The sequence below is a fragment of the Streptomyces sp. NPDC041814 genome, assembly GCF_055590565.1.
Genome location: NZ_JBVJAM010000001.1, coordinates 527,010 through 554,005 on the forward strand (window position 1 = coordinate 527,010; position 26,996 = coordinate 554,005).

Sequence of the window (26,996 nt, forward strand, 5' to 3'; positions counted from 1 at the left end):
CCGGACCGGCACGTTTTGGCCGGTCGCCGCTGGTCAGTTGCGGCCCGTTCCGGCCGGGGTCCTGTCCTCAAGCGCGGGACGGGCTGATTTCGCCACCACCTTCGACGCGCCGCCCTCGCGGTCCAACGCGCCCGCCGTGACCGCGATCGCCAGGCCCGCCAGGGCCAGCACCGCGCCCACCAGCGCGGGGGACGTCCAGCCCCAGCCCGCCGCGATCGCCGCGCCGCCCAGCCACGCGCCGCCCGCGTTGGCCAGGTTGAACGCGGAGTGGTTGGAGGCCGACGCCAGGGTGGGGGCGTCCTTCGCCTTGTTCATCACCAGGATCTGGAGCGGCGTGGTCGTCATGAAGCCCACCGCGCCCAGCAGCACCACCATCAGCAGGGCCGCCCACTTCACCTGGGCCGCCAGCGGGAAGACCGCCAGGACGACGGCGAGGGCGCCCAGCGAGCCGTACAGCGTCGGGCGCAGGGCCCGGTCCGTGAGCGGGCCCGCCGCCAGCGCGCCCAGCGTCATGCCGATGCCGAAGAGCGCGAGCACCGGCGTCACCGCGGACTCGCCGAAGCCCATGGCCTTCGTGGTCATCGCCGAGAGGTAGGAGTAGACGGCGAACACGCCGGCGAAGCCGAAGACGGCGGTGAGGAGGCCGAGCAGGACCTGCCGGTTGCCGAGCGCCCGCAGCTCGTGGCGCACGTTCTGCCGGGCCTCGACGGGGATCTGCGGGACCAGCCGGGCCAGGGCCGCCATCGCGCAGACGCCGATGGCCGCGACGACCAGGAACGTGGCCCGCCAGCCGAGGTGCTGGCCGAGCAGGGTCGCGGCGGGTACGCCGACGATGTTGGCGACCGTCAGTCCGAGGAACATCGTCGCGACGGCCCGCGCCCGGCGCCCCTCGGGCACGAGGCGGGAGGCGACGACGGCCCCGACGCCGAAGAACGCGCCGTGCGGCAGACCGGCCAGGAGGCGGCCCGCGATCAGCCAGCCGAAGCCTGGGGCGAGCGCGGAGGCGAGGTTGCCGACGGTGAAGAGGGCCATCAGGAGCAGGAGCATCCGCTTGCGCGGGACGCGGGAGCCGACGGCGGTGAGCAGCGGGGCGCCGATCACCACACCGATCGCGTACGCCGACACGAGGTAGCCGGCGGTGGGGACGGAGGTGCCGAGGTCGTCCGCGACGTCGGGCAGCAGGCCCATCATCACGAACTCGGTGGTGCCGATGCCGAAGGCGCTCACGGCCAGCGCGAGCAGGGCCAGGGGCATGAGGAGAGACCTTTCCGCTTCAGGGCCCCCGCCGCAGCCCGGCGGGACCCGGTCGGGGTCTGCGGACACGCGGAGGGAGCAGGAGGGGACGTGGTCGTACGCACGCCCGCGCGGTCCGCCGGTCGGCGGGGCGCACGGCGGCGGACCGGCTCCGTCGCCGGCGACCTTGTTCCCGTACGAAACAAAGTCTCTCAGAGAAGTGGTGCCATCCGGTAAACGGCTTGTTGCGTCAGAGTTTGACGCGGGCGGCGATCGGGAGATGGTCGCTGCCGGTGGCCGGGAGCGTCCAGGAGGACATCGGCTCGACGCCCTTGACCATGATCTGGTCGATCCGCGCCATCGGGAACTTCGCCGGCCAGCTGAACCCGAAGCCGTCGCCGGCCGCGCCCTGGGTGGAGCGCATCTGCGAGGTGACCGCCTTGAGCGCGCGGTCGTTCATCGTGCCGTTGAGGTCGCCGAGGAGGGCGACGCGGGCGAGCGGTTCGTGCGAGATGGCCTTGCCGAGGGCGTCGGCGCTCTGGTCGCGCTGGTTGGCGGTGAAACCGGCGTGGAGCTTGACGCGTACGGACGGCAGGTGCGCCACGTAGACCGCGAGGGGGCCCTCCGGCGTCGCGACGGTGGTCCGCATCGCACGGACCCAGCCCATCTTGAGGTCCACGGGACGGGTGTCGCTCAGCGGGTACTTGCTCCAGAGGCCCACGGTGCCCTGCACCGAGTGGTACCGGAAGCGGCCGGCGAGCGCCTTCTCGTAGGCCGCCACCTTGCCGGCGGGCAGCTCCTGGAGGGCGACGACATCCGCGCCGGAGCCCGCGACCTGGTCGGCGGTGGCGGCCGGGTCGGGGTTGTCCGCGTTGACGTTGTGCGTGGCGACGGTGAGATCGCCGCCGGCGCCCGACTTGTCCGTGAACAGGCCGCCGAAGATGTTGAGCCAGACCACGACCGGCAGCAGCAGCGCCACCAGCGCGGTGCCCGAGCGGCGGAGCAGGCCGAGCACGAGCAGCACCGGGAAGAACACGCCGATCCAGGGCAGGAACGTCTCGGAGAGGCTGCCCAGGTTCCCGATGGTGTTGGGGATCCGGGCGTGGAAGGCCATCACGAGGGTCAGCAGGAGCGAGCAGCAGGCCAGCACGATCCCGCGCCGCCAGGTGCCCCGGTCCCTCAGGCGCCGGGCGAATCTGTCGCGCAGGTCCCGGAAGCGGGAGCCGGAGCGCTGCGGTCCCACACCGTTCCCCGTGTCCGCCCTGTACGCCTGCACCATCGCGCTGTCCTCACTGCCTTGCCGTACACATCGCCGCGTCCCCGACCCTAGGGGATACGCGATGCCTTTCCTGCCGCCTGTGGCGGTCGTACTGCCACAAGGACGTGGGAGGCGGTTCGGGCAGTTCCGGAGGAGCGGCGAATGGCGGTGCTCTGTGACGTAACGATCACATCCGTCCGCGCCGGGGTGCCAGGCCCTCCATCACCAGGGCGATGATGCGGTCGGCGAGATCCTCGGGCAGCGGCGCGTCGGGCCGGTGGATGGTGCGTACGAGCATGGGGCCGAGGAACAGGTCGTCCATCAGCTCCACGTCCGTGTCGTCCCGCAGTTCGCCGGCCTCGACGGCGCGCCGGACGGCGGCGACCATGGCGAGGCGGCGGGGGGCTATCACGGTGCACTGGTACTCGTGCCAGAGCTTGGGGTGGCTCTTCATCTGCGCGAACACGTTGTGCAGCAGTACGGAGGAGCGCTGGGCGAGGCCGCGTCTGCGCATCGACTCCAGCAGGACGCGCAGGTCGGCCAGGCCGCCGGTGCCGGAGACCTCGGGTTCCGGGGGCTCGATGGCGCGGAGCACGTCGACGAAGAGCTCCTCCTTGCCGGCCCAGCGCCGGTAGATGGTGGCCTTGCCGACCCCGGCGGTGCGGGCGATGCGCTCGATGGAGAGCGCGGCGAGGGGTTCACCGGCCTCCAGGAGCTCCACGACGGCGTCCAGGATGGCCGCCTCGGCGGCGGCGCTGCGCGGCCTTCCCCGGCGCGGCTCGGAGTCGTCCCCGGTTCCCGGGGGGCCGGGAACCTCGCCGGACCGCTCGTCCGGTGCCTGAGCCTGCACGTGAAACCACCTTTCGCCGCCTCCGATTCTCGCCGACGCGGCAGGGGGCCGGGCCCCGCGGGTGAGCCGGGCCGCGTGACACGGCCCGGCTCACCCGGACGGCTCAGCCGGACGTCATCGTTCGGCGCCCGCCGTGGCGGGGCGCTCCTCCTCGCGTACGGGCCGGGGCGCGTCCGGCTCGCGGCCCGGCAGCCACAGGGCCACGACGAGCGTGCCGACGAGGGCCACGGCGGCCGAGCCGAGGGCCGTGATGTGCATGGCGCTCATGAAGGCGTCGTGCGCGGCGGTGACCAGCGGGGCACCCTTGGGGCCCAGCTTCTCCGCGATGGCGAGCGTGGCCTCGATGGACTCCCCCGCCGCGTCCCGGGCTCCGGAGGGCAGCGCGCCGAGGTGGTTCTCGATGTCGCCCCGGTAGACGGTGGACAGCACCGAGCCGAGCACGGCGATCCCGAGCGCGCCGCCGACCTGGCGGAAGGTGTTGTTGACGGCCGAGCCGGAGCCGGCCTTCTCGCGCGGCAGGGCCTGCATCACCGCGACGGTCACCGGGGGCATGACGTGGGCCATGCCGGTGCCCTGGACGAAGAAGACGACGCACATCAGCCAGACGGGCGTGTCGGCGTCGAAGAGGGCGAAGGCGGCCAGGCCGAGGGCGACGGCCAGCATGCCCGCCGTGCAGACGGCGCGGGCGCCGAAGCGGGCGACGACGATCCGGGCGCGGGGCGCGAAGATCATCTGGGCCACGGCCAGCGGCAGGATCAGCAGCCCGGACTGGAGGGCGCTCCAGCCGCGGACGCTCTGCATGTAGAAGGCGGAGAAGAAGGTGACGCCCATCAGCGCGAAGAAGACCAGCGCGATCGCTGCGACGGCGGCGGAGAACGCGGGCTTCCTGAAGTACGAGATGTCGATCGCCGGGCTGGCGCTGCGCTTCTCGTGGAGGACGAAGACCACCAGGACGGCGAGGCCGCCGACGACGGGGAGGAGGACGGAGAAGTCGGTGAAGTCGGCGAGCTCGCCGCCCCGGATGATGCCGTACACGAGCAGCACCAGGCCGATGATGGAGAGCACCACGCCGAGCGGGTCGAGCCGTCCGGGGCGCGGGTCCTTCGAGTCCGGCACCAGCAGGACCATAGCGACCAGGGCGACGATCACCACGGGGACGTTGACCAGGAAGATCGAGCCCCACCAGAAGTGTTCGAGGAGCAGGCCGCCGGTGATCGGGCCGATCGCGATGCCGAGGCCGACGCTGCCGGCCCAGATGCCGATCGCCTTGGGCTGCTCGTCGCGCTCGAAGACGTTCATCAGGACGGCGAGCGTGGCCGGCATGACGAAGGCGGCGCCGAAGCCCATCAGGGCGCGCCAAGCGATGAGCTGGCCGGGCGAGTCGGACAGGGCGGCGAGGGCGGAGCCGATGCCGAAGAGGGTGATGCCGAAGAGCAGGATCTTCTTGCGGCCCAGCCGGTCGCCCAGCAGGCCGGCGGTGAAGAGCAGGCCGGCGAAGACGAGCGTGTAGGAGTTGATCGCCCACTCCAGCTCGCTCTGGGTGGCGCCGATGCCGGTGGGCGAAGGGGAGGCGATCGTCTTGACGGCGACGTTCAGGATCGAGTTGTCCAGCACCACGATGAGCAGGCTGAACATCAGGACCACGAGAATCGCCCAGCGGCGGCGGTGGACCGCCTCCGGTATCTGGGACACGGCGGGAGCGCCGGAGGGTGTGGACATGAGGAGCAGCCTAGACGCATTCCGATACGAGACCGTCTCGTATTGTAAATTCTTTACCGGCGGCCCGTCCTCCGGGACCGGCGCGCGGCCCACTTCCCGCGACCGGCTCCGGGATGCCACCATGGAAGCGGTCCGGGGACGCCGTCAGGGCGCCTCGAGATGACGAAGGAGCCACCTGCCATGTCGCTTCAGGCTGCGCAGAATCAGTCCGCCACCCCCGCGGGTGCCCCCTCCGACAGCGGCAAGGCGCTGTACGGGGGCAAGAGCAACCGCCGGGTCACCGTCCACGACATCGCCGCCGCCACCGCGCGCGGCGAGAAGTGGCCCATGCTCACCGCCTACGACGCGATGACCGCGTCCGTCTTCGACGAGGCCGGCATCCCGGTCATGCTCGTCGGCGACTCCATGGGCAACTGCCACCTCGGCTACGAGACCACCGTGCCCGTCACGATGGACGAGATCGCCATCCTGTCCGCCGCCGTCGTCCGGGGCACCAAGCGCGCCCTGATCGTCGCCGACCTGCCTTTCGGGGCGTACCAGGAGAGCCCGGTCCAGGCCCTGCGCAACGCCACCCGGCTCATCAAGGAGTCCGGTGTCGGCGCGGTGAAGCTGGAGGGCGGCGAGCGCAGCCACGAGCAGATCAAGCTGCTGGTCGACGCCGGAATCCCGGTCATGGCCCACATCGGCCTCACCCCGCAGTCCGTGAACGCCATGGGCTACCGGGTCCAGGGCCGGGGCGAGGAGGCCGCCCAGCAGATGCTGCGCGACGCCAAGGCCGTGCAGGACGCGGGCGCGTTCGCCGTCGTCCTGGAGCTCGTACCGGCCGAGCTGGCCGCCGAGGTCACCCGCACCCTGCACATCCCGACCATCGGGATCGGCGCCGGCCCGGAGACCGACGCCCAGGTGCTGGTCTACACCGACATGGTCGGGCTGACCGGCGGCAAGGTCCCGCGCTTCACCAAGCAGTACGCCGACCTGAGGCAGATCCTCGGCGACGCCGCGAAGGCGTACGCGGAGGAGGTCGTCGGCGGCACGTTCCCGGCCCCGGAGCACACCTTCCACTGAGGCCGCGGGGGCGCCGGGCGCAGGCGCACCCCAACGACCACCACCGGTAACGACGACAGCCCGCCGACTTCCCCCATCGGCGGGCTGTCGGCCGTTGTCGGCGGGGCCGAGCAAGCTGTCGGCCGGCTGTCGGCGGCCTGTCGGTGGCGGCTGGTCTGATAGTCGGCATGACGCGAATCGACAAGACCCCCAGGAACGGTGGGAACGGCGGGAACGCCGTAGAGGTGCGGGGACTGGTCAAGCACTACGGCGAGACCAAGGCCCTGGACGGCGTGGACCTCGATGTGCGCGAGGGCACCGTCCTCGGCGTGCTCGGCCCCAACGGCGCCGGCAAGACCACCCTCGTACGCTGCCTCTCCACGCTCATCACGCCCGACGCCGGGACCGCGGTCGTCGCCGGCTTCGACGTGGTGAAGCAGCCCCGTGCACTCCGCCGCACCATCGGCCTCACCGGCCAGTACGCCTCGGTCGACGAGAAGCTGTCCGGCTGGGAGAACCTCTACATGATCGGGCGGCTGCTCGACCTGCCCCGCAAGAAGGCGCGGGCCCGGGCCGACGAGCTGCTGGAGCGCTTCTCGCTCACCGACGCGGCGAAGAAGGCCGCGATGGAGTACTCCGGCGGGATGCGCCGCCGGCTCGACCTGGCCGCCTCCATGATCGGCAGCCCGGCCGTCCTCTATCTGGACGAGCCCACGACGGGGCTCGACCCCCGGACCCGCAACGAGGTCTGGGACGAGGTGCAGCGCATGGTCGCGGAGGGGGCGACCGTGCTCCTCACCACCCAGTACATGGAAGAGGCCGAACAGCTGGCCAACGAGCTGACCGTCATCGACAAGGGCCGGATCATCGCCCGCGGCGGTGTGAACGAGCTCAAGGCCAAGGTCGGCGGCCGCACCCTGCAGATCCGCCCCTCGGACCCGGCCGAGCTGGCTCCGATGGCGCAGGCGCTGCGGGAGACCGGCCTCGACGGTGTCGCGGGCGCGCAGGCCGTCCCGGACGAGGGCCTGCTCTACGTACCGATCCTCAGCGACGAACAGCTGACCGCCGTCATCGGGCTGCTCGGCACCCGGGGCTTCTCGCTGGCCCACGTCGCCACCGCGCTGCCCAGCCTGGACGAGGTGTTCCTCGCCATCACCGGCGACAAGGCCACCGTCACCGACACGACTCCCGAGGAGGTCGCGGCATGAGCACGACGACCCTGACGCCCACCCCCACCGACACGTCCGTCTCCGCGCCGGCCACGAAGCTCCACGACGAGGGCTCCATCGGACTGCGGAACAACCTGCGCCACATCGGGGCCCTGGTCCGGCGCAATCTGCTCCAGATCAAGAAGGATCCGGAGTCGATGTTCGACGCGCTGCTGATGCCCGTCATCTTCGTGCTGCTCTTCGTGTACGTCTTCGGCGGCTCGGTCGGCGGCAGCATGGGCGGCGGCCGGCAGGAGTACCTGAACTACCTGATCCCCGGCCTGATGGCGATGATGGGCATGAACATCGCCATGGCCGTCGGCAGCGGTGTCAACGACGACTTCCGCAAGGGGGTCATGGACCGCTTCCGTACGATGCCGATCGCGCGCTCCTCGGTGCTCATCGCCAAGATCGTGGTCGAACTCGCCCGGATGATGGTCGCCACCCTCATCCTGCTGGGCATGGGCTTCGCCCTCGGCATGGAGCTCCACGGCTCGGTGCTCGGCCTGCTCGGGGCGATCGGCCTGTCGGCCGCGTTCGGCGCCGCGATCATGTGGATCTTCATCCTGCTCGGCCTGGCGATGAAGACCCCGCAGGCGGTTCAGGGCATGGGCATGCTGGTCATGATGCCGCTCCAGTTCGGTTCCTCGATCTTCGCCCCGCCGACGACGATGCCCGGCTGGCTCCAGTCCTTCACCGACTACAACCCGCTGTCGAACCTGGCGGACGCGGCGCGCGGCCTCATGATGGGGACCTCGCTCGGCCACTCGGTCTGGCTGACGCTCGGCTGGGCCGTGGTCATCACGGCGGCCGTGGCCCCGCTCGCGGTCTCCAAGTTCCGCAAGAAGTCCTGACGTCACGCGTTCCGCTCGGGAACCACGTCCACGAGGGCGGCGGCCTCCTCCAGGGAGAGGCCGCCGCCCTCGGCGTACGCGGCCTCGTAGGCGGCGTCCCCGAGCCGGCCCCGGACCAGCGCCTCGGCGCGGGCCAGGTTCTCGCGTTCCATCGCGTTCATGAAGTGGCCCTCGGGCAGGTGCACCCGGCCGGCGCCCAGCAGCCGCGCCGCGATTCCGGCCCGCTCGGCGCCGCCGAGCCCGCCGAGCGCCCAGGCCACGATGACCAGGTTGATCACTGCCATCTGCGGCGCGACCATCTGCGTCAGCGGGTCCCGTACGCCCTTCAGGGACCGCCGGCTCCGCTCCAGCGCGCGGGCGTACTCGCCGTCCTGGTTGTCCAGCCAGGCCAGGCCGCCGAGGACGAAACCCTCGAACACCGCCATGGTCTCGGACGCGAACTCCTCCTGGAGGCGGGTGAACTGCTCGCGCGCCTCGGCGGTCCGGCCGCACCGGCCCAGCCACATCGCCAGGAACAGCCGGGCCGCCGGTCTGGCCTCGTGGCCGGTCTGCCGCTCGTCGGCCAGCACCTCGCGCATGATCGCCTCGCCCTCCGCGCCCCGGCCGAGCTCGGTGAGCACGGAGGCGTAGCGGATGCGGAGCACGGAGACCTGGGAGAGGGCGCCCAGCTTCTCGGCCGAGCGGATCGCGGCCTGGAAATCCTCGGCCGCCTGCGCGTACTCGCCCTGCTTCTCGTTGGCCTCGCCGCGCGAGGAGATCGCCTCGGCGATGCCCCAGTCGTCGCCGAGCCTGCTGAAGACCGCCAGGCTCTCGTCGGCGTCCCGGTGGGCCTCCCCGGCCCAGTCGGGACGGTTGGCCAGCACGTTGGCCCGCATCTGGAGGGCGGCGGCCAGCTCCCACTCGTAACCGAACTCCCGCGCGCCGCGCACCGTTTCGTCCAGCAGGTGGCGCAGGTCGGCGACGCCGCCGGTGAGCATTACGGCGTAGAACCAGAGCGAGGCGGGGCTGCGGCAGGTCTGCGGCTGGCCCGCCCGGTAGGTGGCGACGATGGCCCGCAGCCGGGCCATGCTCGCCTCGTTCGTCCACTCGTCCATCGCGTGGTCCATGCTGACCAGCTGGACCAGGGTCACCTGCCGCCGCGCCTCCTCCAGCAGTTCCTGGCGCATGGGCGGCGGCGCGTCCGTGCAGCGCTCGTGGATGGAGGGCGCGGGCCGTACGGGCTCCGCGAACGGGTCGGGGCCGAGGGCGGCGGCCGCGTCGGCCCAGTGCAGGGCGTCGCCGCGCAGGTTGCGGATCTGCCAGTACCAGGACAGGGACAGCACCATGCACAGGGCCTCCTGCTCGTCGCGGGCGGCGACGGCGTGGCGCAGCGCGGTGCGCAGGTTCTCGTACTCGCGTTGCAGGAGCCGGATCGCGGCGAGCTGTCCGGAGCCGCGCAGCAACGGGTCGGTCGTACGGGCCAGCTCGCGGTAGAACACCAGGTGCCGGTGCTCGACGGCGTCCCGCTCGCCGGACTCCTCCAGGCGCTCCGCCGCGTACTCGCCGACGGTCTCCAGGAGCCGGTAGCGCATCCGGCCGTCGTCCGCCGGGGCGGCGACCACGAGCGACTTGTCCACGAGCGAGCCGAGGACGAGGGCCACCTCGCCGGAGCGGCCGGCCGGGTCGGCGCAGACCGCCTCGGCGGCCTCCAGGGTGCAGCCGCCCGCGAAGACGGCGAGGCGGCGCAGGGTGACACGCTCGTCCTCGTCCAGCAGCTCCCAGGACCAGTCCACGACCGCGCGCAGGGTCTGCTGCCGGGGCAGCACGGTCCGGCTGCCGCTGGTCAGCAGGCGGAAACGGTCGTCCAGCCGGTCCGCGATCTGCTGCGGTGTGAGCATCCGCAGCCGGGCCGCGGCGAGCTCGATGGCGAGCGGCAGGCCGTCCAGCCGGCGGCAGATCTCGGCGGTGGCCGCCGCCGTCGCCTCGTCCGCGTCCACCCGGAAGCCGGGGCGGGCCGCGGCACCGCGCTCCGCGAGCAGCCGCAGCGCGGTCGGGTCGGGCAGCGGGTCGACCGGCCGGACCGCCTCGCCCGGCACGCCGAGGGGTTCCCGGCTGGTCGCGAGGACGGTGAGCCGGGGGCAGTGGGCGAGCAGATGGTCGGCGAGGGCGGCGGCGGCCTCGATGACGTGCTCGCAGTTGTCGAGGAGGAGCAGCATGCGGCGGCGCGAGCAGTATTCGGTGAGCCGGGCCAGCGACTCACCGGCCGCGCGCTCGTCGCCGGAGGCCCGCTCGGCGGCCCGGAACTCCCCGGAACCGGCCCCGCTGAGCACGGTCTCCCGGGCCCCGAGCGCGGCGAGCACCGCCTCCGGCACGGCCTCCGGGTCGTCCACGGGGGCCAGCTCGGCGAGCCAGATGCCGTCCGGCCAGGTGCCGGGGTCGACGGTGTCGGCGACCTCCTGCGAGAGCCGGGTCTTGCCCGCGCCGCCGGGGCCGAGCAGGGTGACGAGCCGCCCCCGGGACAGGTCGTCGCGCAGGGCCGCCATGTCGCGCTCGCGGCCGACGAAGCTGGTGAGCCGGGCGCGGAGGTTGCCCAGGGGCGCGGCCTCCTTCGCGGGGGCCGGGGGCTCCTGCCGCAGCAGCTCGGCGTACAGGGCGGTCAGCTCGGGGCCGGGGTCGGTGCCGAGGCGGTCGGCGATGAGGGTGCGGACCTCCTCGTACGCGGCGAGCGCCTGGGCGGTCCGTCCGGCGTCGCGCAGGGCGCGCAGGCGGAGCGCCTGGAGGGGTTCGTCCAGGGGGTGTTCGCCGCAGAGCGCGGTCAGCTCCGGCAGCACGTCGCCCGCCCGGCCGAGGGCCAGCTCAGCGGCGAGCCGGACCCGGCGGGCGTCGAGCCGGCGGGCGTTCCAGCGTGCGGCGGCGGCGTGCCGGTCGGGGAGGTCGGCGAGGGCGGGGCCGCGCCAGAGGGCGAGGGCGTCGCTCAGGAGGGCCGTCGTACGGGCCGGGTCGCCCTCCGCGAGGGCCCTCGCGCCTTCGCCGGCGAGCCGTTCGAAGCGGAACAGGTCGACGTCCTCCGGCTCGGCGGCCAGCCGGTAGCCGCTCTCCGCGGAGGCGACGGCGTCGTGCCCGATGGCCCGCCGCAGCCGCCCGACCAGTGCCTGGAGCGCGCCTGCCGCGTCGGCGGGCGGTTCGCCGTCCCACACCTCGTCCACGAGCACGGCGACCGGGACCGTCCGGCCGGGCCGCAGTGCCAGCACGGTGAGCAGCGCGCGCAGCCGCGCCCCGCCGACGGACAGGGCCGTGCCGTCGTCGCGGAGTGCCTGGGTGGGACCGAGGATGCCGTAGCGCACGCGGCCATTCTCCGCGACCGGCCCCGGTGTCCGCACAGCCGCCCCACCCCTGCCCCTGCTCGTCATGGCCCCCACCCTTTCCGGTCCCGGGGCGGGAAGCGAACCGTTTCCCCCGTGTCAGGGTCAGCCCTCCGGCGTCGCGGCGGCCTTCGGCCCGACCGCGTAACCCGGTACGGACGGCCAGCGGACGGTGAGCACCACGGACTCCTCCTCGGCGACCCAGGAGTGGTCGACGCCGACGCCCCACACCACGTAGTCGCCCTGCTCCTCCAGGAGCACGCTGCGCCCGGGCAGCTCCACCCGGAACCGCCCGCTGATGAGCACGAGCAGCGCGGTCCTGCTCTCCCCGCGCACCCACTGCGCCCGCTCGTCGCCCACCGGGTGGACGCCCCACTTGATCTCGACGTCCTCGCTGTGCCGGGGATCGCCCGCGTCCTTGAAGTGCCCGAGGATCCATCCCCGGTCGAGTGCGGCGTCCTTGCCGGCGTTGCCCACGTATACGTTGTCGTTCACGTGGGGCGACGCTAGCAGGGGCGTTCCGTCCGAGGGGGACGGCTACGCTCTGGCCCATGGCGAGCGCAGCGCAGCAGCGGATCAGTCCGGTTTTTCTCGGGATCGCCGCCGTGACGGCCGTGGCCGGGTGGGGGGTGTGGACGGACTTCGCGGCACAGCCGGGGTTCGCGACGTTCCTGTTCGTGACCGGGGCGTGGGTCGTGTCGCTCTGTCTGCACGAGTACGCGCACGCGAGGACGGCGCTGCACAGCGGCGACATCTCCATCGGGGCCAAGGGATACCTGACGCTGAACCCGCTCGCCTACACGCACGCGCTGCTGAGCATCGTGCTGCCGGTGCTGTTCGTGATCATGGGCGGGATCGGGCTGCCCGGTGGTGCGGTGTTCATCGAGCGGGGCCGGATCCGCGGCCGGTGGCGGCACAGTCTGATCTCGGCGGCCGGGCCGCTGACCAACGTCCTGTTCGCCGTCGTGTGCACCGCGCCGTTCTGGCTGGACGCCCTGGACGGGGTGCCGCCCGCCTTCCGGAACGCGCTGGCGTTCCTGGCGCTGCTCCAGGTGACGGCCGCCATCCTGAACTTCCTGCCCGTCCCGGGGCTGGACGGCTACGGGGTCATCGAGCCGTGGCTCTCGCGCTCGGCCCGTCGCGCGGTCGAGCCGTTCGCCCCGTTCGGCCTGATCGCGGTCTTCGCCCTGCTGTGGGTGCCCGAGCTGAACCGGGCCTTCTTCGACGCGGTCTACGCCCTGCTGGGCGGCCTGGGCGTGCACGGCTGGTGGAGCGACTGCGGCCTGGACGCGTACCGCTTCTGGCAGGAGGCGGACCCGCGGTGCGCGGTCCCCGGTTAGGCGCTCCGGTCCGCGGACTCCGCGCGGCGGCGGCGCAGGTAGTACCAGGCCATGTTCGAGGACAGACCGACCAGCAGGACCCAGACGACGCCGATGAGCACGCTGCCCTGGACGAAGGCCGTCACGGCCGCGGCGAGGGCCAGGACGCAGACGACGAGGGCGTAGAGGGCGAGGCGGGGCATGGGTGGCTCCTGTCGGGGGTGATGCGCGGTCCCCTCCAGTGTCCCCCATGCCCCCGGCCGGTCCGGGTCCGGCTCAGACGTCCGTCGTGCGGAGTCCGGCGTGCGCCTTGTAGCGGCGGTTGACCGAGATCAGGTTGGCGACCAGCGACTCGACCTGGTGGGCGTTGCGCAGGCGGCCCGCGAAGATGCCGCGCATGCCCGCGATGCGGCCCGCCAGCGCCTGGACGACATCCGTGTCGGCCCGGGCCTCGCCCAGCACGAGGACGTCGGTGTCGATCTCGTCGATCGTCTCGTCCTGGAGGAGGACCGCCGAGAGGTGGTGGAAGGCGGCCGTGACGCGCGAGTCCGGCAGCAGGGCGGCGGCCTGCTCGGCGGCGCTCCCCTCCTCCGGCTTCAGGGCGTAGGCGCCCTTCTTGTCGAAGCCGAGCGGGTTGACGCAGTCGACGACGATCTTCCCGGCCAGCTCCTCGCGCAGCGACTCCAGCGTCTTGGCGTGCCCGTCCCACGGCACCGCCACGATCACCACGTCGCTCTCCCGCGCGCACGTCGCGTTGTCCGCGCCCCGGACGCCGTTCCCCAGCTCCGCGGCCGCCGCCTCCGCGCGGTCCGCGGCGCGGGAGCCGATGATCACCTGCTGCCCGGCGCGCGCGAAGCGGTACGCCAGGCCGCGTCCCTGCGGTCCGGTGCCGCCGAGCACGCCGACGGTCAGGCCGGACACGTCGGGCAGGTCCCAGGGGTCCTTGGCGGGGGGCTTGGGCGCGCTGCCGTTGTCATTCGTAGTCATGGCCCCGACACTACTGCCAGGTACGGCCCGGGCCGGTGGGGCCGGGCCGCCACCCGTACGGATGGCGCTGCGGCCTTTCGCCGGTGCCGGGGCCCCCACATGGTGCAGGATGCCGGGCCATGGATGCCGTACGTGTGGCGCTGCTGCGTGAAGTGCTCGCCAGGACCCAGTGGCCCGCCGCCGCCCGGCGGTTCGCCGGTGCGCTCCGCTCCTCCGTGGTCCCGCACGGCGGCGGGCTGCTGCTGGTGGGGACCGAGGTGTACGAGCCCTGGCACCTCGCCGCCCATCTGGTGGACGAGTCCACCTGGTCCGGGCTGCCCGAACTCCGCCCCACCCTGGTGCGCCACCGGGTGGAGCCCGGCGACCCGGCGCACCTCGCGGTCGGCCTCGGCCGGATCGAGGCGGCCGGGCGCGGCGAGACGCTGCTCGTGGTGACGCCGGACCGGCCCGGCGAGGGGCTGCTGGAGCGGGTGCACGACGCCCGGCGCGCCGGGGCGACGGTGCTCTCTCTGGACAACGGCGACCCGCAGGTGCGCGGGCTCGCCCATGAGGCGCTGTCCGTGACGGACGGCGACGACGTGGACCTGGACACGGTCCAGCACCTGGTCAGCGCCGCCGCCGGGGAGAACGGCGCCCCCGTGCCGCGCGGCGGGCGGCGCACGTTCCGCGACCGCCTGTCCCGGCTGGCCGACCAGCTGACGGCACCGCCTCCGCCGCGCTGGTGAGCGGGCCCGGCCCGCGGGAAACCCGTTTGCACGCTCCACGTATCACGACGGACCATGTCTCCTCGTGACCTCTCGCTCCTCCCTCGCCGCCAGGCTGGCCGCGCTCCTCCCCGACCTCTCGCCCTGGCGGTCGTCGGCCGACTTCCGGTTGCTGTGGGTGCAGGGCATCGTCACCTACTTCGGCAGCTTCATGGCGCTCATCGCGCTGCCGCTCCAGATCAAGGACCTCACCGGCTCCCCGCTCGCCGTCGGCGCGATGGGCGCGGTGGAGCTGGTGCCGCTCGTCCTGTGCGGTCTGTACGGGGGCGCGCTCGCCGACGCCGCCGACCGGCGGAAGATCATCCTGGCCACCGAGGCCGGGCTCGGGCTGCTCGCGGTGATCCTGCTGGTGAACGCGGCCCTGCCCGACCCGATGCTGTGGCCGCTGTATGTGGTGGCGGGCGGGGTCTCCGCGCTCGCCGGGCTCCAGCGGCCCGCGCTGGACTCGCTGATGGCCCGGATCGTGCCGCACGACCAGCTTCCGGCGGCCGCCGCGCTGAACTCGCTGCGCTGGCAGGCCGGGGCGATCATGGGCCCGTCGCTGGCCGGTCTGGTGGTGGCCTACGCCGGGCACGCCACGGCGTACTCCATCACGGTGGTCACCTTCGCCGCCTCGGTGCTGATGTGCCGCAGGCTCTCCCCCGCGCCGCCCGCCGAGGAGGGGCGGAAGCCGTCGCTGCGCGGCATCGTGGAGGGCGCCCGCTACGCCTGGAGCCGGCCGGTGCTGCTCGGGACATACGCGATCGACATGGCCGCGATGTTCTTCGCGTTCCCCAACACGGTCTTCCCGTTCCTCGCGGACGAGCTGGACGCCGACTGGTCGCTGGGCCTGATGTACGCGGCGGGCTCGGTCGGCTCGCTGGTGCTGGGCCTGACCAGCGGGTGGACCTCGCGGGTGCGCCGGCACGGGCTGTTCGTCGTGTTCGGCGCCGCCGTCTGGGGGCTGTCGATCGCGGCGGCCGGCTGGTTCGGGAACGTGTGGCTGGTGCTGGTGTGCCTCGGGTTCGCCGGGGCGGGCGACATGCTCAGCGGTCTCGGCCGGTCGACCATCTGGAACCAGACGATCCCGGAGGAGCTGCGGGGCCGTCTCGCGGGCATCGAGGTGCTCTCGTACAGCGTCGGACCGCAGCTCGGTCAGGTCCGGGCGGGCGGGATGGCGGGCTGGACCGGGACCCGGCCCGCGATCTGGACCGGGGGCGTGGCCTGCGTCGCGTCGGTGGCGCTGCTGGCGGCGGCGCTCCCGAAGCTCCTCACGTACGACTCGGCGACGGACGAGGACGCGCTGCGCAGGCGCGCCCAGCGCGCGGACGGCCTGGACGTGGAACCGGCGGCCTGAGGCCGGGGGCGCGGGGCCCCCGGGCCCGCACCGGGCCGTCAGCCCGCCCGGCCGTCCTCGTCCGGGCCCTTGCGGTCGTGCCACTTGGGGTCCGTGTCCCACTCCAGGTTCCGTTCCTGGGCGGTCTCCATCGCGTGCTGCGCCTCCTGCCGGGAGGCGTACGGGCCGAAGCGGTCCTTGGCCGGGCAGTCGGGGCCTTCCTCGACCTTCTTGTGCTCCAGGCAGTAGAACCACTCGCCCGGCTTGCCGACCGTGCGCTTCTTGAACAGGGCCATCATCGGTTCCTTTCCTCTGTGCCATGGTGCCCCGGACACGCTGGTTAGACTCGCTGGCATGTCTGGCCAGTCGCTGCTCGTACCAGGGGAGATCACTCCCGTCCGTTCCGTGCCCGGAAACATCCGGCGTCCCGAGTATGTGGGCAAGCCGGCTCCGACGCCGTACACAGGTCCGGAGGTGCAGGACACCGACACCATCGAGCGCATGCGCATCGCGGGACGCATCGCCGCGCAGGCGATGGCCGAGGCCGCCAAGCACATCGCCCCGGGTGTCACCACGGACGAACTCGACCGCGTCGCCCACGAGTTCATGTGCGACCACGGCGCCTACCCGTCGACGCTGGGCTACCGCGGCTTCCCCAAGTCGCTGTGCACGTCGCTCAACGAGGTGATCTGCCACGGCATCCCGGACTCCACCGTGCTGCGCGACGGCGACATCGTGAACCTCGACGTGACCGCGTACATCAACGGGGTGCACGGCGACAACAACGCGACGTACCTCTGCGGCGAGGTGGACGAGGAGTCGCGGCTGCTCGTCGAGCGCACCGAGGAGTCGCTGCGGCGCGCGATCAAGGCCGTGAAGCCGGGGCGTCAGATCAACGTCATCGGGCGGGTCATCGAGTCGTACGCGAAGCGCTTCGGGTACGGCGTGGTGCGGGACTTCACCGGACACGGGATCAACTCCTCGTTCCACTCCGGGCTGATCGTGCCGCACTACGACAGCCCGCACGCGACGACGGTGATGCGGCCCGGCATGACGTTCACCATCGAGCCGATGCTGACCCTCGGCAGCCACGACTACGACATGTGGGACGACGGCTGGACCGTGGTGACGAAGGACCGCAAGCGCACCGCGCAGTTCGAGCACACGCTCGTGGTGACGGAGACCGGCGCGGACATCCTCACGCTGCCGTAGCCTCCGCGGCGGGCAGGAGCACCTCCCGGCACCACTGGCGGAAGCCGGTGGGGGCCGGGGCGGTCAGGGCCCGCCACTCGGGCTCGTAGATGCCGTCGTCCTGGGCGGCGGCCATGTCGAGCAGGCCCTGCGCCCAGGCATCGTGCATGCCGTACCCCGTCAGGGCCGCCTTGTACTCCTCGCCGTCGGGCCGCTCGAAGCGGACCGGGCGCTCCAGGACCTCGGACAGGACCCGGGCCATCCCGACGGGCGTCAAGGAGTCGGGGCCGATGAGCGGGACCGTCTCCTGCCCCGACCAGGAAGCGTCGGCGAGGAGGCGGGCGGCCACCGCGGCGATGTCGCGGGTGGCCACGAGCGGCAGCTCGCGGTCCGGGGCGACCGGCACGGACAGCACGCCCCCGGCCCTCAGCGCGCCGGCCTGGTGGAGCAGGTTCTCCATGAAGAACGGCATGGCCAGGGCGCGGTAGCCGACCCCGGTGCTCTCGATCATCTCGTCCATCGCGAACGCGGCGGACAGCTGCCCGGCATGCGCCCCGTAGCCGCGGCCCAGGCTGCTGATGCCGACGACCCGTCGCACGCCCCTCGCCCGCAGCGCCTCGCGGGCCGGGCGGGTGAAGCCGAGGTAGTGCTCCCGGATGTCCTCGGCGCGGGGGTCGGGCGGGACCAGCCACAGGACGGCGTCGGCCCCCTCGAATGCCTGACTCAGCACCCGCGGGTCCCCGTGGGAGCCCTGCACCACCTCGGCGCGCTCGCGCGCCTCCGGGGCGATCCTCGCGGGGTCGCGGGCGATCACCCGCACCTTCTCACCGCCGTCGAGCAGCGCATCGAGCACTTGGCGGCCGATCCGGCCGGTGGGGGCGGTAACGACGATCACGGGAACCTCCGAAGTGGGCATGGCCGAGGACACGGACCCGGTGCGCCGGCCGGTCGCCGGCCACTCACCGTTTCCATCGCTAACGATTGCACGGTAGCGTCGATAACGCAAAGCGCTAACACGGATCCGTTATCATCGGTAACCATGGAGACCGAGCACCCCGCCCCCGCCGAGAGCAACCGCCGGCGGATCATCGCCGCCGCCACCCGGCTGCTCGCGGAGCAAGGGCGCGAGGCGGTGTCGACCCGGGCCGTGGGCGCCGCGGCCGGCGTCCAGGCACCCACCATCTACCGGCTCTTCGGCGACAAGCAGGGGCTGCTCGACGCGGTCGCCGCCCACGGCTTCGCGAGCCACGTCGGCGACAAGGCCGCACTGGAACTCACCGGCGACCCGGTGGAGGACCTGCGCAGGGGCTGGAACTTCAACACGGAGTTCGGCCTGGCCAACCCGGCCCTGTACACGCTGATGTACGCCCAGCCCAGCCCGGGCACCCCGTCCCCCGCCTCCGTCGCGGCGCTGGAGATCCTGGCCGCGCACATCCACCGGATCGCCGAGGCCGGACGCCTGCGGATCGACGAGGCGCGCGCCACCCACCTGGTGCACGCCGTGGGCGGCGGCACCACCCTCTCGCTCATCGCCACCCCCGAGGACCGGCGGGACATGAGCGTCTCCCACCTGGCCAGGGAAGCCGTCATCGCCGCGATCACCACCGAGGCGCCCACCTCCCCGCCCCCCGGCCCGGCCGCGGCCGCCGTGGCACTCCAGGCCCTCCTCCCCCGGACCGGCGCCCTCACGGCGGGCGAACGCGCCCTGCTGACCGAACTGCTCGACCGCATCTCGGCCGCCCCGGACGAGCACGCCTGACGGAAGGCGCCTGCGCGCAGGCGGCTGCCCGGACCGGAGGATCCCCGTTATCCGTGGTGGGCCAGGACGACCCTGCCGCCGATCTCCACCGTGCCGTCCGGCGCGGGCGCCGTGAGGATCTGGGAGCCGCGGCCCTGTGCGATGTTGAGCGCGCGCCCGAGGTGCGCGCTCAGCAACAGGGCCGCGGCTCCCGTCGCCTCGTCCTCGGTGATGCCGTCGTCCCGGCGCGGGAACGCCCGCGCCCTGACCCGCCCCGCCGCCTCCTCCTCCCACGCCCAGGCGTAGAGCCAGCCCTCACCGGGCGGCGGTGCCGGGAGCGCGTCGACCTCGGCGGCCGAGGCGTACTGCTTCAGGGTGCGCGGCGGCGCCCACTCCGGGCGGGCGGTGATCCAGCAGAACTCCCCGTCGTGGCGGGCGAACACGTCGCCCACCTCCAGCTCCAGGACCTCCACGTCGAGCAGCCAGGCGGCGCCGACGACGGGGTGCCCGGCGAACGGCAGCCGGAGCCCCGGGGTGTAGATGTCGAGCCGGCCACGCTCGGGGTCGTCCACGAACACGGTCTCGCTGAAGCCGAGCTTCCCGGCGAGCGCCTGCCGGTCCGCGCGGCCGGGGAAGCGGCGCCCGTCGCGTACGACACCGAGGGCGTTGCCGTGCAGCCCGTCGGGACCGCAGAACACGCGGAGGATGTCGGTGCCGGCGGGTACGTCGAAGTCGCTCACGCCCGCATTCAAGCATCCGCCCGGACGCCGGGTCGCCGTCCGCTCGGCGGTATCCGCCCCCAAGGGGACACCTCCACCGGGACTTGACCCGTACATTACCTATACGAGGTACGCCCATGGGTCGCTCGTGATCGCCTCGTTTCCGGGCCTGCCCAGTGAGAGCTGAATCACTGCACAGGCGGGTATCGGACAGATAAGCCTCGGCTAAGTTAGGTCCGCCTCACCTGGCTTTGTCCGGTCCTTTTCCTCTTTTTCCTTCATCCTCAAGTGGAGCCCCGATGCGAGCCGTTCGTCTCTCCGTCGTCACCGCCGCCGCCACCGCGGCGGCTCTGACCGCCGTCACGGGCTGCGCCGAGAAGAGCGACGGCAAGGGCGAGGGGGCGGTGCAGGTGGTCGCCAAGGACGACTCCTGCGAGGTTTCGAAGAAGAAGCTCCCGGCCGGGCACATCGAGCTGGCCGTGCAGAACAAGGGCTCCAAGGTCACCGAGGTCTACGTCCTCTTCCCGGACGACCGCATCGTCGCCGAGCGCGAGAACATCGGCCCCGGCACCAAGGCCACCATCACGGCCGAGATCAAGGCCGGTTCGTACGAGATCGCCTGCAAGCCCGGTATGAAGGGCCACGGCATCCGGCAGAAGATCGAGGTCAGCGGCGGCAAGGCGGCCAAGCGCAGCCCGGAGATGGACAAGGCCGTCGCCGCTTACCGCACCTACGTCCAGGCGCAGGCCGACGAGACCCTGCCGAAGGTCAAGGTCTTCACGGACGCCGTCGCCGCCGGGGACATCGAGGCCGCGAAGAAGGCGTACGCGAACTCCCGCGTCGGCTGGGAGCGCACCGAGCCGGTCGCCGAGTCCTTCGGCGACATCGACCCGAAGGTCGACGTGCGGGAGGACGGCCTGGAGGACGGCCAGAAGTGGACCGGCTGGCACCGCCTGGAGAAGGCGCTGTGGCAGGACAAGAAGCTGGGCGCCGAGGAGAAGGCCCTCGCCCCGGCCCTCTACAAGGACCTGGCCGACTGGCAGAAGCGCGTCGGCACCGCCGACATCACCCCGACCTCGATGGCCAACGGCGCGAAGGAACTCCTCGACGAGGTCGCCACCGGCAAGGTCACCGGTGAGGAGGAGCGCTACAGCCACACCGACCTGGTCGACTTCAAGGCCAACGTCGAGGGCGCCGAGCAGTCGTACAAGCTGCTGAAGCCGATCGCGTCGAAGAACGACTCCGCGCTCACCGCCACCCTGGACAAGCGGTTCGCCGAGCTGAACAAGCTGCTTGAGCAGTACCGCGAGGACCCCGCCTCGTACGACTTCACCTCCTACGAGAAGGTCGGCAAGGCGGACCGCAAGGAGCTGTCGGACGCGGTCAACGCACTGGCCGAGCCGCTGTCCAAGCTGGCCGCCGCGGTCACGAAGTAACCGGCCGGAAAGAGGCTCGGGATGAGCGACGAGACCCGCGAGACACCCGCCGGCGGCACCGCCCCGTCGCGCCGCGCACTGCTGGGCTGGGGCGGTGCCGGGCTCGCGCTCGGCGCCGCCGCGGCCGGGGTGGGCGTCGCCGCGGCCCGGTCCGGTGACGACGGCCCGGCGACGGCCGCGGACAGCGGCGCCGCGGTGCCCTTCCACGGCGCGCACCAGGCCGGGATCGCCACCGCGGTCCAGGACCGGCTGCACTTCGCCGCGTTCGACGTCACGACGAAGGACCGGGCCGAACTGGTCGCGCTGCTCAAGGAGTGGACCCGGGCGGCCGAGCGGATGACCGCCGGGCACGCGGTCGGCGACGGGGCGTACGGGGGTCTGCCCGAGGCGCCACCGGACGACACCGGCGAGGCGCTGGGGCTGAGGCCGTCCCGGCTGACGCTGACCATCGGCTTCGGGCCCTCGCTGTTCGCGAAGGACCGGTTCGGCCTCGACGGGCAGCGGCCCGGGGCGCTGGTGGACCTGCCGAAGTTCCCCGGCGACAACATCGACAAGGCCCGCAGCGGCGGCGACCTGTGCGTCCAGGCGTGCGCGGACGACCCGCAGGTGGCCGTGCACGCCATCCGCAACCTCGCCAGGATCGGCATGGGCCGCGCCGCGATCCGCTGGTCGCAGCTGGGCTTCGGCAAGACCTCCTCGACCACGCCGGACGCCCAGACCCCGCGCAACATGATGGGCTTCAAGGACGGCACCCGGAACATCTCCGGCACCGACACCGCCGCCCTGGACCGCCATGTGTGGGCCGGTGCCGGGGACGGGCCCGCGTGGATGACCGGGGGCTCGTACCTGGTGGCCCGGCGCATCCGGATGCACATCGAGACCTGGGACCGCGCCCCGCTCCAGGAGCAGGAGGACGTCTTCGGCCGCGACAAGGGCGAGGGCGCGCCGGTCGGCAGGTCGAAGGAGCGCGACGAGCCGTTCCTGAAGGCGATGCTGCCGACCGCGCACGTGCGCCTCGCCCACCCGGACAGCAACGACGGGGCGACGATCCTGCGCCGGGGCTACTCCTTCACGGACGGCACCGACGGCCTCGGCCGGCTCGACGCGGGGCTGTTCTTCCTGGCCTACCAGCGCGACACCCGCAAGGCGTTCATCCCCCTGCAACGGCGCCTGGCGGCACACGACGCACTCAACGAGTACATCCAGCACGTGGGTTCGGCGCATTTCGCCGTCCCGCCGGGCGTCCGCGACAAGGACGACTGGTGGGGCCGGGCGCTGTTCTCGTAACGGGACTCGAAGCGGAAAGGGAACCGAGACGTGTTCAGCAACTTCCTGATCGGGCTGCGTGAGGGCCTTGAGGCCAGCCTGGTCGTCTGCATTCTCATCGCGTACCTGGTGAAGACCGGCAACCGCGACAAGCTGGTGCCGATCTGGATCGGCGTGTCGATCGCGGTCGTCGTCAGCCTGGGCTTCGGCGCCGGTCTTGAGTTCGGCTCGCAGGAGATGACGTTCAAGGCCCAGGAGGCGCTGGGCGGTTCGCTCTCCATCGTCTCGGTGGGCCTGGTGACGTGGATGGTCTTCTGGATGCGGCGGACCGCCCGCCACCTCAAGGCGGAGCTGCACGGCAAGCTGGACGCGGCGCTCGCCATGGGCACCGGCGCGCTCGTCGCGACCGCGCTGCTCGCGGTCGGCCGGGAGGGCCTGGAGACCTCGCTGTTCGTGTGGCGGGCGGTGCACGCGGCGGACGACGGCTGGCATCCGATGATCGGCGCGCTGCTCGGCATCGTCACGGCGGTCGTGCTGGGCTGGCTGTTCTACCGGGGCGCGCTGAAGATCAACCTGGCGAAGTTCTTCACCTGGACCGGCGGGATGCTGGTGGTCGTCGCCGCGGGCGTGCTGGCGTACGGCGTGCACGACCTCCAGGAGGCGGAGTTCCTGGGCGGTCTGCAGAACCGGGCGTTCGACATCAGCTCCACGATTCCGCCGGACAGCTGGTACGGGACGCTGCTGAAGGGCACGTTCAACTTCCAGCCGGACCCCACCGTCCTCCAACTCACCGTCTGGGCGCTGTATCTGGTCCCGGCCCTCGCGCTGTTCCTGTCCCCGGTAGGGTTCGGACGGTCAGTGGCGACGGATCAGAAGGCGCGGAAAGCAGCGGATGAGAAGTCTGGGGCCGGTGCGGCGGGCGACGGGGCTCGCGGTGGCGACGGTGCTGAGCCTGACGGCGAGCGGGTGCGTGACGGTGCACGGCGAGCGGGCAGTCGTACCGGGGGCGACGCGGGCTGAGGCCGCCCGGGCGCTGAAGGACTTCACCGCCGCGTACAACGCTGCCGACAAGGCCTACGATCCGGCGCTGGACGCGGACGTGGTGACGGGCTCGCTCGGCGCCGTCAACCAGGCGGGGCTGAAGGCCCGGCACCGGATAGCGCCCTCCGGCAACTCCCGGCACCAGCCGCTGAAGCTGACCGATGCCCGTTTCGTCATCCCCGAGAAGGCGGGCTGGCCGCGCTGGTTCCTCGCCGACACGGAGTCCAACCGCGACGCGGACGAGGGCGGGCGGAACGGCCGCTGGCTGCTCGCGTTCACGAAGGCCGGCCCCGACGCGGGCTGGAAGGCCGCCTATCTGTCGGTCGTCGCCGAGGACCGGCTGCCCGCCCTCGCCGAGGACGCCGTCCCGGTCGCGGCGGACGGACCGGGGCTGGTCGTGGCCCCGCGCGATCTCGGCACGCGCTACACGCAGTACCTCCAGAGCGGCGCCCCGGACGTGTTCGCGCCGGGGGCGGCGACCTCGGAGTGGCGGGAGGCGCGGCAGAACACCCGGCGGGCCGGGTTCTCGTACCAGTACGCCGACCAGCCGCTGGACGGCGGCGCGTACGCCCCGCTGGGGGTGGCCACCAAGGACGGCGGGGCGCTGGTCTTCTTCAGCAGCAGGCACTTCGAACGGCAGACCGCCGCGCAGGGGCTGCGCCCGGCGGTCGATCCCGATGTGGAGGCGCTGCTCACCGGCGAGGTGAAGAGCACGCTGACCAAGGAGCGGGTATCCAGCCAGTTGGTGTACGTGCCGAAGAAGGGCGCCGGCACGGGCAGGGTGACCGTGCTCAGCCGGCTGCCCGGGCTGACCTCGGCGAAGGGCTCGTAGCGGCGGTACGGCCTCCGGTCACCGGCGCAGCGGCCAGGCCACCGATTCGTGGTCGACCTCGCTCTGGCCCTCGGAGCCGACGAACCGCGCGCAGGCGTCCGTCAGGGTCTCCAGGAGCGTCAGCGGGTCGGGCAGCGGGTGCTCCGGGCCGCGCAGCCAGGCGACGTCCAGCTCACCGGGGAGCTGGGCCGGGGGCAGCAGGACGTAGCTGCCGCGGCAGTGCCAGCGCAGGCCCGGGTGCTCGTCCATCGTCTCGGGATGGCAGTCCAGCTCGCACGGCCACCACTCGTCCTCGTCCTCCGGGGTGCCGCGCGTCGCGGTGAAGAACAGCATCCGGTCGTCGCCGGAGCGGGCCACGGGCCCCACCTCGACCCCGGCCGCGAGGAGCCGTTCGAGGGCCTGCTCACCGGCCGCCAGCGGGACGTCGAGGACGTCGTGGATCATGCCGGTCGCGGTGATGAAGTTGGCCTGCGGCTGGCTGCGGGCCCAGCGCTCGATCTGGGCCCGGTCGGTGGTGGACTGCGTCTGCCAGGCGAAGGAGAGCGGATGGCGGGCCGGGGTGGGACAGCCGATGCGTTCGCACGAACATCGGTAGCCGACCGGGTGGGCGGCGGGCGCGATCGGCATTCCGGCCTCGGCGACGGCCAGGAGCAGCGCCTCCCGCGCGGTGTCGTCGACCTCGCGCTGCTGCGGTTTGGGTCGTCGCCGCAGCCACTGGGAAATCTTGCTCTCTGAGCCGCGACTACGGCCGAAATCGGCGCCCATCTATCCCCTTGCCTTTGCGTTGCCCCTGCCCATGGTCCCACCATCCTGCGCCTCGGGTGGCCAGAGTCCGGAAGCGGGGTGGGACGGCCGATGCCGCACGGGGGGCACTATCACACGCTTTGTCACGAAAGAGCACATGTCGTGACCAGTGACGACAGGCCCCGGGGTCCACGTCCGCGCGAACCACCCGTTCGGACCACAGCGCCGGGGGCCCGGACGGCGCACCATGGGCTCACGCACACACCCGTGCGACGCACCGGCCGCAGCGGCCACCAGCCGCCGCGACGATCCGTGGGGAGCCCCGATGACTCGTGCAGCCACGCCCCGGCACTATCTGATGTGTGCGCCTGCCCACTTCAGGGTGACGTATTCCATCAATCCGTGGATGGACCCCTCCAAGCCGGTCGACCTGCCGCTGGCGCAGACCCAGTGGGAGGACCTGCGCGACCGCTACCGCGCCCTCGGCCACACCGTCGACCTGCTGGAGCCGCACCCGGACCTGCCGGACATGGTCTTCGCGGCGAACGGGGCCACGGTGATCGACGGCCGGGTGCTGGGCGCCCGCTTCGCGTACCAGGAACGGTCCGGGGAGGCGGCCGCCCACCGGGACTGGTTCCTCGGCCACGGCTTCACCGAGGTCCACGAGCCGGACCACGTCAACGAGGGCGAGGGCGACTTCGCGGTGACCGGGTCCTATGTGCTGGCGGGCCGGGGTTTCCGGTCGTCGCCGCTGTCGCACGCGGAGGCGCAGGAGTTCTTCGGGCGGCCCGTGATCGGCCTCGACCTCGTGGACCCGCGCTACTACCACCTGGACACGGCCCTGTGCGTGCTGGACGACGCGGCCGACGAGGTCATGTACTACCCGCAGGCGTTCTCGCCGGGCAGCCGGGCGGTCCTGGCGCGGCTCTTCCCGGACGCGCTGATCGCCGGGGAGGCGGACGCGGCGGCGCTCGGCCTGAACGCCGTGAGCGACGGGCTCCACGTCCTGCTGCCACAGGCCGCGACGGGGCTGTTCGATCCGCTCCGGGCACGCGGCTTCGAGCCGGTGCCGATGGACCTGAGCGAGCTGCTGAAGGGCGGGGGCAGCGTGAAGTGCTGCACGCAGGAGCTGCGCGGCTAGTCGGCGTCCTCCGGGGGCGGCCAGGGGTCGCCCCAGTCGGTGTCCCGGGCGGCGCGGTACAGGGCCCCGTGCCGCTTGGTGACCGTGTCCCGGCGCAGGCCCTCGTCGCGGGTGCAGAGGTCGAGGAGCACCTGCCCCTTGCGGATCTGGGGCCTGCGGACGACCCGGGCCGCCGCGGGCAGCGGCGCGAACCGGGTGGCGACGACGTAGCTGAACTTCTCGTCCTCGTACGCCAGTGAGCCGCCCTTCACCTGCCGGTGCAGCGAGGAGCGGCTGACCCGGGCCGAGAAGTGGCACCAGTCGGTGCCCGGCTCGATGGGGCAGGCGGCGCTGTGCGGGCAGGGCGCGGCGACGGTGAGCCCGGCGGCGATCAGGCGTTCGCGGGCCTCGATGATCCGGGCGTAGCCGCCGGGGGTGCCGGCCTCGACGACCACGATGGCCTGTCCGGCCCGGGCGGCGGCGTCGACGAGGGCGGTGCGGGCCGGGCCGGTCAGCTCGTTGAGCACGTAGGAGATCGTGACCAGGTCCGCCGGGGCGAGATCGAGGTCCTCGCCGATGCGGGCCCGCCGCCAGTCCGCCGTGCGCAGGGCGGGCGCTCCGGAGGCGGCGGCCAGTTCACGGCCGAGGGCGAGCGCGGGCTCGGCCCAGTCCAGGACGGTGGTGCGGTGGCCCTCCCACTCCCCCGCGACGGCCCAGCTCGCCGCCCCGGTGCCGCCGCCGACGTCGGTGTGCGTGGCGGGCGCCCAGTCGGGGGCGGCCTCGCGGAGCGCGTCGAGGGCGGACCGTACCGCCTCGAAGGTGGCGGGCATCCGGTACGCCGCGTACGCGACCACGTCCGAGCGGTCGCGGAGCACCGGGGTGTCGGTGGGGATCGTGCCCCGGTAGTGGGCGATGAGCCGGTCGACGGCCTGGCCGGCCTGCTTGGGCGGCAGCCCGTCCAGGAGTCCGGCGAGGGCCGCACGCAGGGCGTCCGCGGTGGGGAGGGTGGCGATCACC

26 protein-coding genes are annotated in these 26,996 nt (G+C 72.8%); 13 read left to right on the forward strand and 13 right to left on the reverse strand.

What is annotated here, in order from left to right; genetic code table 11:
- Positions 1–33: 33 nt before the first annotated feature.
- The 4 genes from ACZ6C6_RS02335 to ACZ6C6_RS02350 form a co-directional block, all read right to left on the reverse strand.
- Entirely contained in the window at positions 34–1,254 is a 1,221-nt protein-coding gene (locus tag ACZ6C6_RS02335) for an MFS transporter (protein WP_469198221.1), read from the reverse strand.
- Between the two features lie 229 nt (positions 1,255–1,483).
- The gene (locus ACZ6C6_RS02340; protein ID WP_469198223.1) at positions 1,484–2,512 is read right to left on the reverse strand and encodes an endonuclease/exonuclease/phosphatase family protein; all 1,029 of its coding nucleotides are present in this window, start codon (positions 2,510–2,512) and stop codon (positions 1,484–1,486) included.
- Between the two features lie 166 nt (positions 2,513–2,678).
- The gene (locus ACZ6C6_RS02345; protein WP_469198225.1) at positions 2,679–3,341 is read right to left on the reverse strand and encodes a TetR/AcrR family transcriptional regulator; all 663 of its coding nucleotides are present in this window, start codon (positions 3,339–3,341) and stop codon (positions 2,679–2,681) included.
- A gap of 114 nt (positions 3,342–3,455) precedes the next feature.
- Positions 3,456–5,060 carry an MFS transporter gene (locus tag ACZ6C6_RS02350; RefSeq protein WP_469198227.1) on the reverse strand — a complete coding sequence of 535 codons (1,605 nt, stop codon included), beginning with the start codon at positions 5,058–5,060 and terminating at the stop codon, positions 3,456–3,458.
- 180 nt (positions 5,061–5,240) lie between these two features.
- On the opposite strand from ACZ6C6_RS02350, the gene panB reads away from it, so the two are divergent.
- The 3 genes from panB (at position 5,241) to ACZ6C6_RS02365 (ending at position 8,166) form a co-directional block, all read left to right on the forward strand.
- The gene (gene panB / locus ACZ6C6_RS02355; RefSeq protein WP_469198229.1) at positions 5,241–6,125 is read left to right on the forward strand and encodes a 3-methyl-2-oxobutanoate hydroxymethyltransferase; all 885 of its coding nucleotides are present in this window, start codon (positions 5,241–5,243) and stop codon (positions 6,123–6,125) included.
- 167 nt (positions 6,126–6,292) lie between these two features.
- Positions 6,293–7,312 carry an ATP-binding cassette domain-containing protein gene (locus ACZ6C6_RS02360; protein WP_469198231.1) on the forward strand — a complete coding sequence of 340 codons (1,020 nt, stop codon included), beginning with the start codon at positions 6,293–6,295 and terminating at the stop codon, positions 7,310–7,312.
- On the forward strand, positions 7,309–8,166 hold the full coding sequence (locus ACZ6C6_RS02365; RefSeq protein WP_469198233.1) for an ABC transporter permease: 858 nt from the start codon (positions 7,309–7,311) through the stop codon (positions 8,164–8,166). Before ACZ6C6_RS02360 ends, ACZ6C6_RS02365 begins: the two co-directional genes overlap by 4 nt.
- Before the next feature lie 2 nt (positions 8,167–8,168).
- Here ACZ6C6_RS02365 and ACZ6C6_RS02370 read toward each other — a convergent pair whose 3' ends face one another.
- Complete coding sequence (locus tag ACZ6C6_RS02370; RefSeq protein WP_469198235.1) at positions 8,169–11,489, reverse strand: BTAD domain-containing putative transcriptional regulator; 3,321 nt, start codon at positions 11,487–11,489, stop codon at positions 8,169–8,171.
- 123 nt (positions 11,490–11,612) lie between these two features.
- Positions 11,613–12,002: a cupin domain-containing protein gene (locus tag ACZ6C6_RS02375; RefSeq protein ID WP_469198237.1), complete on the reverse strand. Its 390-nt coding sequence runs from the start codon at positions 12,000–12,002 to the stop codon at positions 11,613–11,615.
- A gap of 56 nt (positions 12,003–12,058) precedes the next feature.
- Between ACZ6C6_RS02375 and ACZ6C6_RS02380 the strand changes: the two genes are divergently transcribed.
- Entirely contained in the window at positions 12,059–12,847 is a 789-nt protein-coding gene (locus ACZ6C6_RS02380; RefSeq protein WP_469198239.1) for a site-2 protease family protein, read from the forward strand.
- On the opposite strand, the gene ACZ6C6_RS02385 is transcribed toward ACZ6C6_RS02380, so the two are convergent.
- Positions 12,844–13,029 (reverse strand): hypothetical protein, encoded by a 186-nt coding sequence (locus ACZ6C6_RS02385; RefSeq protein WP_469198241.1) that lies wholly within the window; start codon positions 13,027–13,029, stop codon positions 12,844–12,846. The genes ACZ6C6_RS02380 and ACZ6C6_RS02385 overlap by 4 nt on opposite strands.
- Before the next feature lie 73 nt (positions 13,030–13,102).
- The gene (gene npdG / locus ACZ6C6_RS02390) at positions 13,103–13,813 is read right to left on the reverse strand and encodes an NADPH-dependent F420 reductase (RefSeq protein ID WP_469198243.1); all 711 of its coding nucleotides are present in this window, start codon (positions 13,811–13,813) and stop codon (positions 13,103–13,105) included.
- A 119-nt stretch (positions 13,814–13,932) separates the two neighbouring features.
- Between npdG and ACZ6C6_RS02395 the strand changes: the two genes are divergently transcribed.
- Positions 13,933–14,538, forward strand: coding sequence for a hypothetical protein (locus tag ACZ6C6_RS02395; RefSeq protein ID WP_330311793.1), 606 nt, complete (start codon positions 13,933–13,935; stop codon positions 14,536–14,538).
- A gap of 64 nt (positions 14,539–14,602) precedes the next feature.
- Positions 14,603–15,913, forward strand: a complete 1,311-nt coding sequence (locus ACZ6C6_RS02400; protein ID WP_469198245.1) for an MFS transporter — start codon at positions 14,603–14,605, stop codon at positions 15,911–15,913.
- Between the two features lie 38 nt (positions 15,914–15,951).
- Here ACZ6C6_RS02400 and ACZ6C6_RS02405 read toward each other — a convergent pair whose 3' ends face one another.
- The gene (locus ACZ6C6_RS02405) at positions 15,952–16,188 is read right to left on the reverse strand and encodes a hypothetical protein (protein WP_469199291.1); all 237 of its coding nucleotides are present in this window, start codon (positions 16,186–16,188) and stop codon (positions 15,952–15,954) included.
- A 58-nt stretch (positions 16,189–16,246) separates the two neighbouring features.
- Between ACZ6C6_RS02405 and map the strand changes: the two genes are divergently transcribed.
- Positions 16,247–17,104, forward strand: a complete 858-nt coding sequence (gene map / locus ACZ6C6_RS02410) for a type I methionyl aminopeptidase (protein ID WP_469198247.1) — start codon at positions 16,247–16,249, stop codon at positions 17,102–17,104.
- On the opposite strand, the gene ACZ6C6_RS02415 is transcribed toward map, so the two are convergent.
- On the reverse strand, positions 17,091–17,978 hold the full coding sequence (locus ACZ6C6_RS02415; protein ID WP_469198249.1) for an NAD(P)H-binding protein: 888 nt from the start codon (positions 17,976–17,978) through the stop codon (positions 17,091–17,093). The genes map and ACZ6C6_RS02415 overlap by 14 nt on opposite strands.
- Before the next feature lie 144 nt (positions 17,979–18,122).
- Between ACZ6C6_RS02415 and ACZ6C6_RS02420 the strand changes: the two genes are divergently transcribed.
- On the forward strand, positions 18,123–18,842 hold the full coding sequence (locus ACZ6C6_RS02420) for a TetR/AcrR family transcriptional regulator (RefSeq protein WP_469198251.1): 720 nt from the start codon (positions 18,123–18,125) through the stop codon (positions 18,840–18,842).
- Positions 18,843–18,889: 47 nt separating this feature from the next.
- Here the strand turns inward: ACZ6C6_RS02420 and ACZ6C6_RS02425 are convergent, their stop codons facing one another.
- Entirely contained in the window at positions 18,890–19,561 is a 672-nt protein-coding gene (locus ACZ6C6_RS02425; RefSeq protein WP_469198253.1) for a PhzF family phenazine biosynthesis protein, read from the reverse strand.
- Between the two features lie 278 nt (positions 19,562–19,839).
- On the opposite strand from ACZ6C6_RS02425, the gene efeO reads away from it, so the two are divergent.
- Genes efeO through ACZ6C6_RS02445 form a run of 4 tightly spaced genes read left to right on the forward strand, consistent with a single transcriptional unit; the run spans position 19,840 to position 24,115 of the window.
- A complete protein-coding gene (gene efeO / locus ACZ6C6_RS02430; RefSeq protein WP_469198255.1) occupies positions 19,840–20,976 on the forward strand; it encodes an iron uptake system protein EfeO in 1,137 nt (378 codons plus the stop codon).
- Between the two features lie 21 nt (positions 20,977–20,997).
- Positions 20,998–22,263, forward strand: a complete 1,266-nt coding sequence (gene efeB / locus ACZ6C6_RS02435) for an iron uptake transporter deferrochelatase/peroxidase subunit (protein WP_469198257.1) — start codon at positions 20,998–21,000, stop codon at positions 22,261–22,263.
- A gap of 30 nt (positions 22,264–22,293) precedes the next feature.
- Entirely contained in the window at positions 22,294–23,262 is a 969-nt protein-coding gene (efeU, locus tag ACZ6C6_RS02440; RefSeq protein WP_469198259.1) for an iron uptake transporter permease EfeU, read from the forward strand.
- The gene (locus tag ACZ6C6_RS02445) at positions 23,144–24,115 is read left to right on the forward strand and encodes an SCO2278 family lipoprotein (protein ID WP_469199293.1); all 972 of its coding nucleotides are present in this window, start codon (positions 23,144–23,146) and stop codon (positions 24,113–24,115) included. The genes efeU and ACZ6C6_RS02445 overlap by 119 nt, the downstream gene beginning before the upstream one ends.
- 18 nt (positions 24,116–24,133) lie before the next feature.
- Here the strand turns inward: ACZ6C6_RS02445 and ACZ6C6_RS02450 are convergent, their stop codons facing one another.
- A complete protein-coding gene (locus ACZ6C6_RS02450; RefSeq protein ID WP_365679571.1) occupies positions 24,134–24,880 on the reverse strand; it encodes a bifunctional DNA primase/polymerase in 747 nt (248 codons plus the stop codon).
- 304 nt (positions 24,881–25,184) lie between these two features.
- On the opposite strand from ACZ6C6_RS02450, the gene ddaH reads away from it, so the two are divergent.
- On the forward strand, positions 25,185–26,000 hold the full coding sequence (ddaH, locus tag ACZ6C6_RS02455; RefSeq protein ID WP_469198261.1) for a dimethylargininase: 816 nt from the start codon (positions 25,185–25,187) through the stop codon (positions 25,998–26,000).
- On the opposite strand, the gene ACZ6C6_RS02460 is transcribed toward ddaH, so the two are convergent.
- Positions 25,997–26,995, reverse strand: a complete 999-nt coding sequence (locus tag ACZ6C6_RS02460; protein ID WP_469198263.1) for a small ribosomal subunit Rsm22 family protein — start codon at positions 26,993–26,995, stop codon at positions 25,997–25,999. The two genes, ddaH and ACZ6C6_RS02460, sit on opposite strands and share 4 nt — an antisense overlap.
- Position 26,996: the final 1 nt, after the last annotated feature.